We start from the raw sequence: 13,151 nt of genomic DNA, 5'->3' as shown, positions 1-13,151 counted from the left end.
TCCGACCTGCCGATCCCGTACTGGCAGAACGCTCACGCGAACCGTGACGTTCCCGCTGGATCGGGACGTGCTCTCAGGAGTACACGTGGGGCGCCAGCGTCCCGATGCTGCGCAGGTTGCGGTACTGCTCGGAGTAGTCCAGGCCGTAGCCCACGACGAACGCGTTGGGGATGTCGAAGCCGACGTACTTCACGTCGACGTCCATCTGCAGCGCGTCGGGCTTGCGCAGGAGCGTGGCGATCTCGACCGAGGCCGGACCGCGGGAACGCAGGTTGGTCACGAGCCACGACAGCGTCAGGCCGGTGTCGATGATGTCCTCGACGATGAGGACGTCACGGCCCGAGATGTCGGTGTCGAGGTCCTTGAGGATGCGGACCACGCCGGACGACGTGGTGCCGGAGCCGTAGGACGAGACCGCCATCCAGTCCATCTCGACGTGGCGGTCGAAGCTGCGCGCGAGGTCGGCCATCACCATGACGGCGCCCTTGAGCACGCCGACCAGGAGCAGGTCGCGACCGGCGTAGTCCGTCTCGACCTGGCGCGCGATCTCGCGCAGCCGCGCGACGATCTGCTCCTCGGTGAACAGGGTCTGGTCGAGGTCGAGGTCGGACTCGACGTGCTGGATGTCCACGGACTCAGCCTCCCACAGCACCCCTCGGCACGGACGAGGACCGCCCCGATCGGATCAGGGACCGCCGCCGATCCGGTGGAGCCGGCCTGCCGTCCGCGTCAGCGCGACGTGACCGGGCAGCTCGACCCGGTCCTGGCCGTGCCAGTCGGTGACGAGACGGTCGAGCGCGGCGAGGTGGACCGAACCGAGCTCCCCGGGGACGGCGCCGGCCTCGAGCGCGAGTCGGCGGAGCACCCGGGACCGCAGCGCAGGCGGGAGAGCCACGAGCGTCGCGACGTCGGCGGCGTCCTCGACCTGGCCCGCCAGCTCGTCGAGCAGCGTCGTGTCGTGACGCAGCTGGTCGGCGGTGCGGGCGAGCGCCTCCGGCACCCCCGAGCCCAGCACGTCGTCGAGCAGGGGAAGCACCTCGTGCCGGAGCCTGGCACGACGGTAGGCGGGGTCGGCGTTGTGCGGATCGGTCCACCAGACCAGGTCGTGGGCGCGGCACACCGCCTCGGTGTCGGACCGGCGCAGACCGAGGAACGGCCGACGCCAGCGCCCGTCGCGCGCTGCCATGCCGGCGAGCGAGCGCGGCCCCGAGCCCCGGCCCAGTCCGAGCAGCACGGTCTCGGCCTGGTCGTCCAGGGTGTGCGCCAGCAGCACCACGCCTTCGCCACCCGCGGCCTCGAGCAGGGCCGCCCGGCGTGCCGCACGCGCTGCGGCCTCGGGCCCGCCGACGGTCCCCACCTGCACACGGACCGCGCCGCCGGGCAGGCCGAGCGAGCGCACCTGCTCGACCGCGCGGGCCGCCACCGCGTCCGACCCGTCCTGGAGACCGTGGTCGACCACCACGACGCGCGCGCTTCGGTCGTCACGGTCGGCCACGAACGCGGCGCAGACCGCCAGCGCGAGCGAGTCGGCCCCGCCGGAGACGCCGAGCACCACCGGTGCGTCCGGTGCGACGTCGGCGAGGGCGTCGCGCACGCCCGCCCGACCACGCGCTTCCGCGTCGAGCAGCCTCACGCCGCGGCTCCCGGCCCGTCGCTCAGCCGTGCACCCGCGCCACCCAGGCGGCGGGGTCGAGGATCTCGGCACGGTCGGGCAGGTTCTCCGGCCGTTCCCACACCGCGTTGAAGCCCGACAGCCCGACCTTCTCGTTGACCTCGCGGACGAACACGGCCCCGTCGCGGTACTGACGCATCTTGGACTCCAGGCCCAGCAGACGCCGCAGCACCCGGTCGAGCCCGCCGCCGCCCTGACGTCGCTGGTCGAACCGCTTGCGGATCGTGGCGACCGACGGGATCACGTCGGGCCCCACGCCGTCCATGACGACGTCGGCGTGGCCCTCGAGCAGCGACATGACGCCGGTGATCCGGTCGACGACGGCCTTCTGCCGCTCGTTCTGGAACAGCTCGGCGAGAGAGGCGTCGGAGGTGCCCCGCAGGACCTTGACCAGCTCGCCCACGCCCTCGGTGAGGAAGCGCTGCACGGCCTCGGAGTCGAGGTCCGTGGCGGCGGTCAGCTCGTCGATCAAGCCGCGGAGGTGGTCGCGCATCCACGGCACGGCCGTGAACTGCACCCGGTGGGTCTCCTCGTGCAGGCACACCCACAGCCGGAAGTCGTGCGGGTCGACGTCGAGCGAGCGCTCCACGTGGACGATGTTCGGCGCGACGAGCAGCAGCCGGCCGCCCTCGCCGCGCGGCCCGGTCCAGAACGGGTCGAACTGGCCCAGCACCTTGCCCGACAGCAGTGCCACCAGTCCGCCGATCTCGGCACCGCTCACCCGGCTGCCGACGGCGTGGGCCAGACCGCTGCGCGGCCGCCCCGCCTCGATGCGGGCCACGACCGGGTCCATCAGCACCTCGAAGGTGCCGAGGTTCGCCTCGATCCATCGAGGCCGGTCGACCACGAGCACCGGCGCCTGCGCCTGGACGGTGTCGGGTGCGTGGAGGTCGGAGAACTCGCGGACCGGGCCGGTGGACCGGGCCGCCGCCTCCCGCAGCTCGCCGACGACGTCGTCGGCCTCCGCCGGCGACAGGTCGGGCCCCGGACGTGACAGCTTCGTCGCCGTGCCCTGCGCGACGCCCCAGTCGATCATGGGGCCACGGTACGGCGTGCCGCCATGCGGGACCTCCCGATAGGGTGGGGTCAGAATGATCGGGCTCCTCGCGCTGCACCTCGTCGCCGCAGCGGGAGCCCCTCTCCTGGTCAGGTTCCTCGACCGTCGCGCCTTCGTCGTGCTGGCCCTCGTTCCGGCCGCGTCCTTCGCGTACCTGCTGCCACGGGCGCTCGACGTGAGCTCGGGCACGAGCGACCCGATCGTCGAGCGCTGGAGCTGGATCCCCTCGCTCGGTGTCGACGTCGACCTGCTGATCGACCCCCTCACGGCACTGATGTCACTGGTGGTCACGGGCGTCGGTGCACTGGTGCTGCTCTACTGCGGCTGGTACTTCCGCCAGGGCGATCCCGAGATCTGGCGGTTCTCCGGCGTGCTCACCGCCTTCGCCGGGTCGATGCTCGGACTGGTCCTGTCCGACAACATGTACGTGCTGTTCGTGTTCTGGGAGCTCACGACAGTGCTGTCGTACCTGCTGATCGGGCACAACCCCGAGCGCCGGGCCAACCGCCGGGCGGCCATGAACGCGCTGCTCGTGACCACGTTCGGCGGGCTTGCCATGCTCGTGGGCCTGTTCGTGCTGCACGCCCAGACCGGGACGGCTCGGCTCAGCGAGATCGTCGCCGACCCGCCGTCGGGCCCGGCCGTCACGGCCGCGGTGGCGCTGCTGCTCGTCGGCGCGCTCAGCAAGTCGGCACTCGTCCCGTTCCACTTCTGGCTCCCGGGAGCCATGGCGGCGCCCACGCCGGTGAGCGCCTACCTCCACGCGGCGGCCATGGTGAAGGCCGGCGTGTTCCTGGTGCTGCTCCTGGCCCCCGCGTTCGCCGACACCCCCGGCTGGCGGCCCGTGCTGCTCACCCTCGGCATCATGACGATGATCATCGGCGGGCTGCGCGCCCTGCGCCAGCACGACGTCAAGCTGCTGCTCGCCTACGGCACCGTGAGCCAGCTCGGCTTCCTGGTCGCGGTGGCCGGGGCCGGCACCCGGTCGGCCGCGTTCGCCGGTCTCTCGCTCGTGCTCGGGCACGCGCTGTTCAAGTCCACCCTCTTCCTCGTGGTCGGCATCGTCGACCGCAGCACCGGCACGCGCGACCTGCGGGAGCTCAGCGGACTCGCCCGTTCCATGCCCGTCCTGTTCGTCGTCACGCTCGTGGCCGCGGCGTCGATGGCCGGGCTGCCCCCGCTGCTCGGATTCACGGCGAAGGAGGCCGCGCTCGCGGCGTTCGTCGACCTCGGCGAGGACGCGGGCATCGGCGTCTGGGGCACGGTCTCGCTCGTGGGACTGGTGGTCGGGTCGGTCCTCACGGTGGCGTACACGGCACGCTTCGTGTGGGGCACGTTCGGCACCAAGGACGTCACCCCCACCGACGTCGCGGCACCGGGACCCTGGTTCCAGGCATCTCCCGTGATCTTGTCCGTCCTCACGGTCGCCGGCGGCGTGGCCGGTCCCCTCCTGACGCCGCGGATCGAGTCCTACGCCGAGGCGTTCGGCGCCGGCGCCCACGAGCCCGTCCTGACCCTCTGGCACGGGTTCACCCCGGCGCTGTGGCTGTCGGTCGCCGCCGTCGTCGGCGGCATCGCCCTCTGGCTGCTCCGCCGACCCGTCGCGCACCTGCAGGAGACGCTCGTGCGTCGGCTGCACCTGCCCGACGCCGAGCGCAGCTACCACGCGGTCGTGCGCGGCGTCGACCGCGCGAGCGTCGAGGTCACGGGCTTCACGCAGCGCGGCTCTCTCCCGGTCTACCTGGGTGTCGTGCTCGTGGTGCTCGTGCTCCTCCCCGGCAGCGCCGCCATCAGGGCGTGGGGCTCACCGTCGATCTCCGTCGGCGACGGCGGTGCCTTCGAGCCCGACGACGCGCTACGCATCGCCACGGCGGCCCTCGTCTGTGGCGCCGCGCTGCTCACCGTCCGCTCCCGCCGACGCCTCCGTGCCGTGCTGATGCTCGGCGTCACCGGCTACGGCACGGCCCTGCTGTTCGTGCTGCACGGCGCCCCCGACCTCGCGCTCACCCAGGTCCTCGTGGAGACCTTCGCGCTGGTCACCTTCGTGCTGGTGCTGCGCCGCTTCACGCCGTTCTTCTCCGACCGGCCGTTCACCGCGGCCCGCCGGGTGCGCATCGCGATCGGCGCCACGGCCGGCCTGGCCGTGGCCGCGTACGCCGTGGTCGCGGCGAACGCCCGCACCGCATCGCCGGTCGGGCGGGCGTTCGAGGGTCCGGCCTACGACTTCGGCGGCGGCGAGAACATCGTCAACATCACGCTCGTCGACATCCGCGTGTGGGACACCTTCGGCGAGCTGGCCGTGCTCGTCGTGGCCGCCACCGGCATCGCGAGCCTCATCTTCCTCATCACCGACCGGGCCCAGTCCCACCGCGAGACCCGTCGGGCGCGCCCCAGCGCCACGGACGAGCGCGAGGACTGGCTGCCCGGCGCGGCCTCCCTCGACATCGAGCGCCGCTCCGTCGTCTTCGAGGTCGTGGCGCGCGCGGTGTTCCCCGTGCTGATGATCTTCTCGGTGTACCTCATGTTCACTGGCCACTACACGCCCGGCGGCGGGTTCGCAGGCGGGCTCGTCGCAGGGCTGGCGCTCGCCGTGCGCTACCTCGCCGGCGGTCGCCGCGAGCTCGACGCCGCCGCGCCCGTCGACGCCGGCGTCGTGCTCGGCTCGGGCCTGGCCATCGCCGCCCTGTCCGGGCTCGTGCCACTGCTCGTGGGTGCCAACACCTTCCAGAGCGGTGTCTTCGACATCCCCGTCCCGCTCCTCGGCGACGTCCACGTGGTCACCTCGGTGGCCTTCGACGTCGGCGTCTACCTCGTCGTCATCGGCCTCGCGCTCGACGTGCTGCGCAGCCTCGGCGGTGGCATCGACCGGCACGGCGAGCAGGGCCACACCGACTCCGGGCTGTCCGAGGAGTGCACGAGCGACGACGCGAAGGGGGCGAAGGCATGAGCGAGCGCCAGCGAGCGAACCGAGGGCTCCTCATGTCGGCGCGCCCGTACCATGCCCTTCCCACGGGGGTGACGACATGAGTGTCGATCTCGCCCTCGTGATCGCGATCGCCGTCCTGGTCGGCTGCGGCACGACGCTCATGCTCGAGCGCAGCCTGAGCCGGATCCTCGTCGGGTTCGTCATGGTCGGCAACGGCGTGAACCTGCTGTTCCTCGTGGCCTCCGGACCGAGCGGGGCGCCGCCGATCGTCGGCCGCGAGGACATCACCGACCCCCTCCCCCAGGCCATGGCCCTGACCGCCATCGTCATCACCCTCGGCGTCAGCGCGTTCGGCCTGGCCCTCGCCTACCGCTCCTGGCAGCTGTCCGGCAGCGACGACGTGAAGGACGACGTGGAGGACGACCTCGTGCGCCGTCGGGCCGAGGCCGACGAGACGTCCGGGACGTTCGACGAGCCCGAGACCAGCGTCCCCGACGAGGAAGGGGCCGACTCGTGACCCAGCTCGTCGTCCTGCCCGTGCTGCTCCCCCTGCTCGGCGCCGGCCTCTGCCTCGTGCTCGGCCGCTCCGCCCGCGCCCAGCGGATCGTCAGCGTCGCGGTGCTCGCGTCCGTCGTCGCCACCGCCGCCACCCTGCTGGTGCGCGCCGACACGCAGGGACCCCAGGCGCTCACGCTGGCCGGCTGGGGACCGGAGATCGGGATCACGCTGGTCGCGGACCGGCTCTCGGCGCTCATGCTGCTGGTCTCGTCGGTCGTCACCCTCGCCGTGCTGCTGTACTCCTTCGGCCAGGGCATCGTCGAGTACGGGCGCGACACCCCGCTCTCGGTGTTCCACCCCACCTACCTGGTGCTGAGCGCGGGCGTCTCCAACGCGTTCCTCTCGGCCGACCTGTTCAACCTGTTCGTCGGCTTCGAGGTGCTGCTGGCCGCCAGCTACGTGCTCATCACGCTGGGCGGCACGGAGGCGCGCATCCGGGCGGGCACGGTGTACATCGTCGTCAGCCTGCTGTCGTCGGTCGTCTTCCTCATCGCCATCGCGTGCGTGTACGCCGCGACCGGCACGGTGAACTTCGCGCAGCTCTCGCAGCGGCTCGGTGAGCTGGACCCGGCGGTCGCCCACATGCTGCAGCTGCTGCTGCTCACGGTGTTCTGCATCAAGGCCGCGGTGTTCCCGCTGTCGGCCTGGCTGCCGGACTCCTACCCCACCGCGCCCGCCCCGGTCACCGCCGTGTTCGCCGGACTGCTCACCAAGGTCGGCGTGTACGCGATCGTGCGCACCCAGACCCTGCTGTTCCCCGACGACTCGATGAGACCCCTGCTGCTGACGGCAGCGATCCTCACGATGGTGGTGGGCATCCTGGGCGCGGTCGCGCAGACCGACATCAAGCGCATCCTGTCGTTCACGCTCGTCAGCCACATCGGCTACATGCTGCTCGGCGTCGCGCTCGGCACGGAGCTGGCGCTGTCGGGCGCGGTCTACTACATCGCGCACCACATCACCGTGCAGACGGCGCTCTTCCTGCTGGCCGGACTGATCGAGTACCGCACCGGCACCACCAACCTCGACCGGCTCGGCGGGCTGGCACGGTCGGCGCCGATCCTGGCCGTCGCCTTCTTCGTGCCGGCGATGAACCTGGCCGGCATCCCACCCTTCTCGGGCTTCCTCGGCAAGGTCGCGCTCGGACGCGCCGGCATCGAGGCGGGCGACTGGCTCGCGGTCACGGCCGTGGTGGCCAGCGTCGCGGTCAGCCTCCTCACGCTCTACGCCATCGCCAAGGTCTGGAACCGCGCCTTCTGGCAGCCGGTCGACGACGACCTGGCCCAGTCCGTGGTCGACGACGGCTCCGACGTGTGGTCGCACGGTGCGATGCACGGGGGCGGCGACGTGAACACCCGCTTCCAGGCGACGTCGGCCTGGCAGCGCCTGGCCGAGGAGCAGCGGCTCCCCCTCGGCATGGGACTGCCGACGCTCGCGCTCGTCGTCGCCTCCGTGGCGCTCACCGTGCTCGCCGGGCCGTTGTTCGGCGTCACCGACGCCGCTGCCGTCGAGCTGCTGCAGCGCACCCCCTACATCACGGCGGTCCTGGGAGGTGGCGGCTGATGCCCCGCTGGCGGGTCGTCCTCGGCCTCACCGTCGTCTGGCTCCTGCTCTGGGGCTCCGTCACGCCCACGCTCGTGCTCGGCGGCCTCATCACGTCGGTCCTGGTGCTGCTGCTCTTCCCCTTCCCGCGGGCACCCTGGCGCTGGACGCTGCGACCGTGGCCGACGACCACCCTGGTCCTCCGGTTCGCCGCCGACATGCTGCGCGCGTCGGTGCAGGTGGCCTGGCTCGCCGTCCGTCCGTCCGCACCGCCGCCGAGCGCGGTCGTGCGCGTGCCGCTGGTGACCCGCTCGGAGCTGCTGCTCACCGCCACGGCCGAGCTGGTCTCCCTGGTCCCGGGCTCGTTGCTCGTCGAGCTCGACCCGGAGGCGCCGGCGCTCTACATCCACGTGCTCGACGCCCGCTCCCCCGAGCGCATCGAGCGGGCCATCGCCGCGGTCCACGAGCAGGAGCGTCGCGTCGTCGAGGCGTGGGCCCCCCGTGACGAGCGCGACGCCTACCGCCGCACCGTGCAGGAGGCCGCCTCGTGATCCCCGTCGCCGTCGCCTGCGCCACCATGCTGGTCGTCACCGGCGTGCTGTGCCTCGTCCGGATCGTGCGCGGCCCGACGATGCTCGACCGCACCGTCGCCGCAGACGTCTTCGTCGCCGCCTGCCTGTCCGCCGTGGGGGTCGAGGCCGCCATCAGCGGTCACGTCGACACCGCCCCCGTGCTGCTGGCCCTGGCGCTCGTGGGCTTCCTCGGCTCGGTCAGCATCGCGCGGTTCGCCGCACGCGACATCGACGCACCCCCGGAGGACCCATGACCACGTCCCTGATCGTCGACATCGTGTCCGGAGCCCTGCTGCTCGTCGGCAGCGCGCTCGCGCTCATCGCCGCCATCGGCCTGGTGCGCTTCCCCGACGTGCTCACCCGCATGCACGCAGCCACCAAGCCGCAGACCCTCGGCCTGCTCCTGGTGCTGGCCGGCCTGGCCCTGCGCATCCGCGACCCCGGCGCCCTCGCCATCATCGGGCTCGTCGCCCTCTTCCAGCTGTTGACCGCACCCGTCTCGGCGCACATGGTGGCGCGCGCCGCCTTCCGCACGGGCGTCGCCGACACCTCCCGCCTCGAGCGCAACGACCTCGACTAGTCCTTCCATTTCGGACACCTCCGGGGCACCACGTCCGGTCGAGATGCCCCGGAGGTGTCCGAAACGGAGGGACTGGAGCGACGTTGGTAGGTTCGGGGACGTGCGAATCGCCACCTGGAACGTCAACTCGATCCGCAGCCGCGTCGACCGCGTGACGGCCTTCCTGGAACGGCACGACGTCGACGTGCTGGCCATCCAGGAGACCAAGTGCCGCGAGGACCAGTTCCCCGCGCTCGAGCTCAGCTCGATGGGCTACGAGTACGTGCACGTGGGCCTCAACCAGTGGAACGGCGTGGCGCTGCTGTCGCGGGTGGGCCTCGAGGACGTGGCCACCTCCTTCGCCGACCAGCCGACGTTCGGCGACCCCGCGGTGGTCGAGCCGCGCGCCGTGGGCGCCACGTGCGGCGGTGTGCGGATGTGGAGCCTCTACGTCCCCAACGGCCGCGACCTCGAGCACGAGCACTTCACCTACAAGCTCGAGTGGCTCGACCGCCTTCGCGCCGACGCCGCAGGCTGGCTGGCCGCCGACCCCGACGCGCAGATCGCGCTCACCGGCGACTGGAACATCGCCCCCCAGGACGACGACGTCTGGGACATGGCGGCCTTCGACGGCAAGACCCACGTGTCGGCACCCGAGCGTGCCGCGTTCGCGAGCTTCGTCGACACCGGCTTCAGCGACGTCGTCCGCCCGCACGCCCCCGGCCCCGGCACCTACACGTACTGGGACTACCAGCAGCTCGCGTTCCCGAAGAAGCGCGGCATGCGCATCGACTTCGTGCTCGGCTCCCCCGCGCTGGCCGCGCGCGTCGAGGGTGCCTTCATCGACCGCGAGGAGCGCAAGGGCAAGGGCGCCAGCGACCACGCCCCCGTGGTCGTCGACCTCGGCTGAGGTCGTTATCGTGACGCAGTCGCCCAGCGTGACGGCACCGGACCGGCTCCTCGCCCCTCCGTGCGGAGACGCTCCGACCGCCCCGCCCCCGTCCCGAGCGCCCAGGGAGGTCAGTCGTGCCACCTCGTGAGACCACCGACGCCCCGCCGCTCGGACCCGACTCGCGTCTCGTCGTCCGCCGCGACGGCGCCCTGCTGACTCTCGAGATCTCGCTCGCACGGCCCGCCCACACCCTCGTGGTGCGCCAGCGCGACACCCTGCGTGAACGACGCGTCCCCGTGACCGACGGCACCGCGACGTTGGACCTCGACGACCTCTGGGCCTGGAGCGGTGACTTCGAGCGCTTCCTCGACCTCTGGCTCCTCGTCGGCGAGTCCGCGGACGAGGTCCGGCTCGGCGGGTTCGCCCACACCGACCGCGACGCGGCCTTCGGCCAGCACGTGGTCGTCCCCGGCGACGGGACCGAGGTCGTGCCCCACCGCGGCCTGACCTTCACGATGTCGCGAGCCGGGAACGCCGCGGTCCACGTGGGCCCACCGCGGCGGCAGGACGTGCGCACCGCCACCGACCGCATGACCACACGTCGCGGCAACCTGCACGTGTCCGCGCGGTTCACCACGGGCAACAACCTCCTCGGCCGAATCCGCCTGCTGGCCGTGGTGCGTGACACCGGCGAGGAGCACGAGCTGCCGATCACCGCCACGTACGACGAGGAGTCCACGCGGCGTAGGGCCGGCAACCGGCACTACGGCGTCGACTTCGAGGTGCCGTTCCAGCAGATCGCACCCGACGGACGCCTCGACGGAACCGTGCTCGACCTCGTCTACGAGATGGAGTTCGCCGACGGCGCTACACCGCTGCGTCGCGGCATCGTCATGCCGTCGCTGGTGGGCCGTCGCGGCCTGCGCGAGATGTTCGCCCGCGGACCCGAGCACGCCACGACGTTCATCCCCTACCGCACGTCGAAGGCGCACCGCGTCGCGTTCAACATCGAGACGACGACGCGCGAGCTCCTGCGGTACCGCCGGCGCCTCGCCGTCGTCGCGCCGCTGCTCAGCCTGCTGCGGCCGTTCCTGCGCGTCTGGCTCGTCGGCGAGCAGCCGTTCAAGGCCCAGGACAACGGCTACCACTTCTTCCGCTGGGTGCGGCTCAACCGGCCGAGGCGCCGCGTGTACTACGTGGCCGACCCCGGCCTGTCCAACCTCGCGGAGCTGCAGGACCTCGGCCAGGTGGTCATGCGCGGCTCGCGTCAGCACCTGCGTCTCAACCTGGTCGCGTCGCGGATCCTCTCCACCCACCACGCCGACTACCTCCTCGCCTCCCGCTCCCCCGGGTACCGGCGCTGGGTGCGCGGTCGTCGCGTCTTCCTGCAGCACGGCGTGATGGGCACCAAGAACATGGCGCACCTGTACGGGCGCCGGGCTCCCGGCTTCCGCACCGACGACGTCATCGTCAGCTCGACCTTCGAGGCCGAGATCCTGCGCAACGACTTCGGCTACGAGGCCGCTCAGGTGCACGTGACCGGTCTGGCGCGGTTCGACCGGCTGCTCGACGGCAGCGTCGAGCCCGACCGCGCACTCCTGGTCATCCCGACCTGGCGCGACTGGCTGCTGAACCCCAACGACGTGCCGGACAGCGAGTACGCGCAGGCCTGGTCGGCCGTGCTCGACCACCCCCGCGTGCGCGCCATGGCCGACGACGGCGTCGAGGTCCGGTTCATCCTGCACCCCAACATGCGCGCCCACTCGGCCCTGTTCGACCGACCCTGGGTCACGGTGCTGCCGTCGGGCGCGACGAACGTCCAGGACCTCATGAAGTCCAGCGCGGCGCTCCTCACCGACTACTCGAGCGTCGGGTTCGACTTCAGCATGCTCGAGCGTCCGGTGTTCTACCTGCAGTTCGACCGACGTCTCTACCTGGCCGGCGGCGGCTCCCACCTCGACCTCGATGCCCAGCTGCCCGGCCGCATCGCCTTCGACGTCGAGACCGCCGTGCGCCTCGTGACCGAGTCGGCTGCCGGGGGCTTCGTCGCCGACGAGGAGTCACGGGCGCGGGCGCGTCGCTTCCTGGACCACCGCGACCTGGAGTCCTCGCGCCGCATCCACGACCTCGCGATGCGGCGGTCGTCGCCCCTGGTGGCCGTCCGCCGCGTGCGCGCGAGCGTCTGGTCGATGCGCCTGTTCGAGACGTTCCGGCGCAGCAAGGCCTACGGACCGGCCATGCGGATGCTGTTCCGCATCGCACGGCTGCTCCCTCGGCAGGACGTCGTGGTGCTCGAGAGCGGCCTGGGCAAGCAGTACGGCGACAGCCCACGTGCCATCCACGAGGAGCTCCTGCGCCGTGGCACGCCGTTGCACCTGACCTGGGTCAACGACACCTCCACCCGTATCCCGGGTGACGACGTCGAGAAGGTGCGTCGGCTCTGGCCCCGGTACTTCTGGCGTCTGGGCCGGGCCCGCTACTGGGTCAACAACCAGAACTTCCCGCACTACCTGCGGCCGTCCTCACGCACCCGCTACCTGCAGACGTGGCACGGGACGCCGCTGAAGCGCATGCAGCACGACATCGACGGCATCGGCGAGCGCGACCCCGAGTACCTCGAGAAGGTCACCCGGATGACCGGCTACTGGGACGCACTCGTCTCGCCCAGCCCCTACGCCACCGAGTGCTTCCGCTCGGCGTTCCGCTACACCGGCGAGGTGCTCGAGTCCGGGTACCCCCGCAACGACCTCTTCCACTCGGCCGACGCCGCAGCCCGGGCCCGGCTCGTGCGGCAGCGTCTGCGCATCCCCGAGGACCGCAAGGTCGTGCTCTACGCGCCGACCTTCCGCGACGACGTGAAGCGCGGCAACAGCTTCCTGGCCGACCTGCGGCTCGACCTCGACCTGCTGCAGCGCAGGCTCGGCGACGAGTACATGGTGCTGCTGCGCTTCCACTCCATCGTCAAGGGCCGGCCCGAGGTGCGGGCCGAGCAGATGGACTTCGTCCGCGACGTCACGCTGTTCCCCGACGCCCAGGACCTGCTGCTCGTGGCCGACGTGCTCATGACCGACTACTCCTCGATCATGTTCGACTACGCCGCCCTCGACCGGCCGATGGTCTTCTTCACCTACGACCTCGACCACTACCGCGGGTCGCTGCGCGGCTTCTACCTCGACTTCGAGGACGTCGCGCCGGGCCCGCTCGTGCGCACCAGCGAGGAGGTCGCCGACGCGCTCGCCGACCTCGACGCCCTGCGCGAGACGTACGCCCCCCAGCGCGCGGCGTTCATGGAGCGCTTCGCACCGCTCGACGACGGTCACGCCGCCGCGCGGGTCGTCGACGGCTTCTTCGGCCCTGCGGGCTCGTAGGGCCG

General features: G+C 71.9%; 11 protein-coding genes. 8 read left to right on the top strand and 3 right to left on the bottom strand.

Annotated elements, in window-relative coordinates:
* Positions 1-73: 73 nt before the first annotated feature.
* From hpt to NBW76_RS04940, 3 genes are read right to left on the bottom strand one after another with little or no spacing between them, the layout of a single operon-like run.
* Entirely contained in the window at positions 74-625 is a 552-nt protein-coding gene (gene hpt, locus NBW76_RS04950) for a hypoxanthine phosphoribosyltransferase (protein WP_369797005.1), read from the bottom strand.
* Between the two features lie 60 nt (positions 626-685).
* Entirely contained in the window at positions 686-1,633 is a 948-nt protein-coding gene (gene tilS, locus NBW76_RS04945) for a tRNA lysidine(34) synthetase TilS (RefSeq protein WP_056556079.1), read from the bottom strand.
* Positions 1,634-1,655: 22 nt separating this feature from the next.
* A complete protein-coding gene (locus NBW76_RS04940; RefSeq protein WP_055963847.1) occupies positions 1,656-2,708 on the bottom strand; it encodes a zinc-dependent metalloprotease in 1,053 nt (350 codons plus the stop codon).
* A gap of 55 nt (positions 2,709-2,763) precedes the next feature.
* Between NBW76_RS04940 and NBW76_RS04935 the strand changes: the two genes are divergently transcribed.
* The 8 genes from NBW76_RS04935 (at position 2,764) to NBW76_RS04900 (ending at position 13,146) form a co-directional block, all read left to right on the top strand.
* On the top strand, positions 2,764-5,676 hold the full coding sequence (locus NBW76_RS04935; protein ID WP_056556082.1) for a Na+/H+ antiporter subunit A: 2,913 nt from the start codon (positions 2,764-2,766) through the stop codon (positions 5,674-5,676).
* Between the two features lie 76 nt (positions 5,677-5,752).
* Positions 5,753-6,172, top strand: coding sequence for a Na(+)/H(+) antiporter subunit C (locus tag NBW76_RS04930; RefSeq protein ID WP_055963841.1), 420 nt, complete (start codon positions 5,753-5,755; stop codon positions 6,170-6,172).
* Positions 6,169-7,776: a Na+/H+ antiporter subunit D gene (locus NBW76_RS04925; RefSeq protein ID WP_055963838.1), complete on the top strand. Its 1,608-nt coding sequence runs from the start codon at positions 6,169-6,171 to the stop codon at positions 7,774-7,776. Before NBW76_RS04930 ends, NBW76_RS04925 begins: the two co-directional genes overlap by 4 nt.
* Positions 7,776-8,306: a Na+/H+ antiporter subunit E gene (locus tag NBW76_RS04920; protein WP_055963835.1), complete on the top strand. Its 531-nt coding sequence runs from the start codon at positions 7,776-7,778 to the stop codon at positions 8,304-8,306. The genes NBW76_RS04925 and NBW76_RS04920 overlap by 1 nt, the downstream gene beginning before the upstream one ends.
* The gene (locus tag NBW76_RS04915) at positions 8,303-8,581 is read left to right on the top strand and encodes a monovalent cation/H+ antiporter complex subunit F (protein ID WP_200914374.1); all 279 of its coding nucleotides are present in this window, start codon (positions 8,303-8,305) and stop codon (positions 8,579-8,581) included. Before NBW76_RS04920 ends, NBW76_RS04915 begins: the two co-directional genes overlap by 4 nt.
* Positions 8,578-8,907: a monovalent cation/H(+) antiporter subunit G gene (gene mnhG, locus NBW76_RS04910; protein ID WP_055963831.1), complete on the top strand. Its 330-nt coding sequence runs from the start codon at positions 8,578-8,580 to the stop codon at positions 8,905-8,907. The genes NBW76_RS04915 and mnhG overlap by 4 nt, the downstream gene beginning before the upstream one ends.
* Before the next feature lie 100 nt (positions 8,908-9,007).
* Positions 9,008-9,796: an exodeoxyribonuclease III gene (locus NBW76_RS04905; RefSeq protein WP_055963828.1), complete on the top strand. Its 789-nt coding sequence runs from the start codon at positions 9,008-9,010 to the stop codon at positions 9,794-9,796.
* Positions 9,797-9,912: 116 nt separating this feature from the next.
* Positions 9,913-13,146 carry a CDP-glycerol glycerophosphotransferase family protein gene (locus tag NBW76_RS04900; RefSeq protein WP_056556086.1) on the top strand — a complete coding sequence of 1,078 codons (3,234 nt, stop codon included), beginning with the start codon at positions 9,913-9,915 and terminating at the stop codon, positions 13,144-13,146.
* Positions 13,147-13,151 lie beyond the last annotated feature (5 nt).

Origin of the sequence: Aeromicrobium sp. Leaf245 (assembly GCF_942548115.1) — a bacterium.
GTDB lineage: Bacteria > Actinomycetota > Actinomycetes > Propionibacteriales > Nocardioidaceae > Aeromicrobium.
The sequence above is the reverse complement of the archived record's forward strand: the minus strand, read 5'-3'. Positions and strand labels throughout refer to the sequence as shown.

Excerpts from the sequence above, each read along its gene's own strand:
- NBW76_RS04930 (WP_055963841.1), top strand. The coding sequence starts at position 5,753 with ATGAGTGTCGATCTCGCCCTCGTGATCGCGATCGCCGTCCTGGTCGGC.
- NBW76_RS04935 (WP_056556082.1), top strand. The coding sequence starts at position 2,764 with ATGATCGGGCTCCTCGCGCTGCACCTCGTCGCCGCAGCGGGAGCCCCT.
- mnhG (WP_055963831.1), top strand. The coding sequence starts at position 8,578 with ATGACCACGTCCCTGATCGTCGACATCGTGTCCGGAGCCCTGCTGCTC.
- NBW76_RS04940 (WP_055963847.1), bottom strand. The coding sequence starts at position 2,708 with ATGATCGACTGGGGCGTCGCGCAGGGCACGGCGACGAAGCTGTCACGT.
- NBW76_RS04920 (WP_055963835.1), top strand. The coding sequence starts at position 7,776 with ATGCCCCGCTGGCGGGTCGTCCTCGGCCTCACCGTCGTCTGGCTCCTG.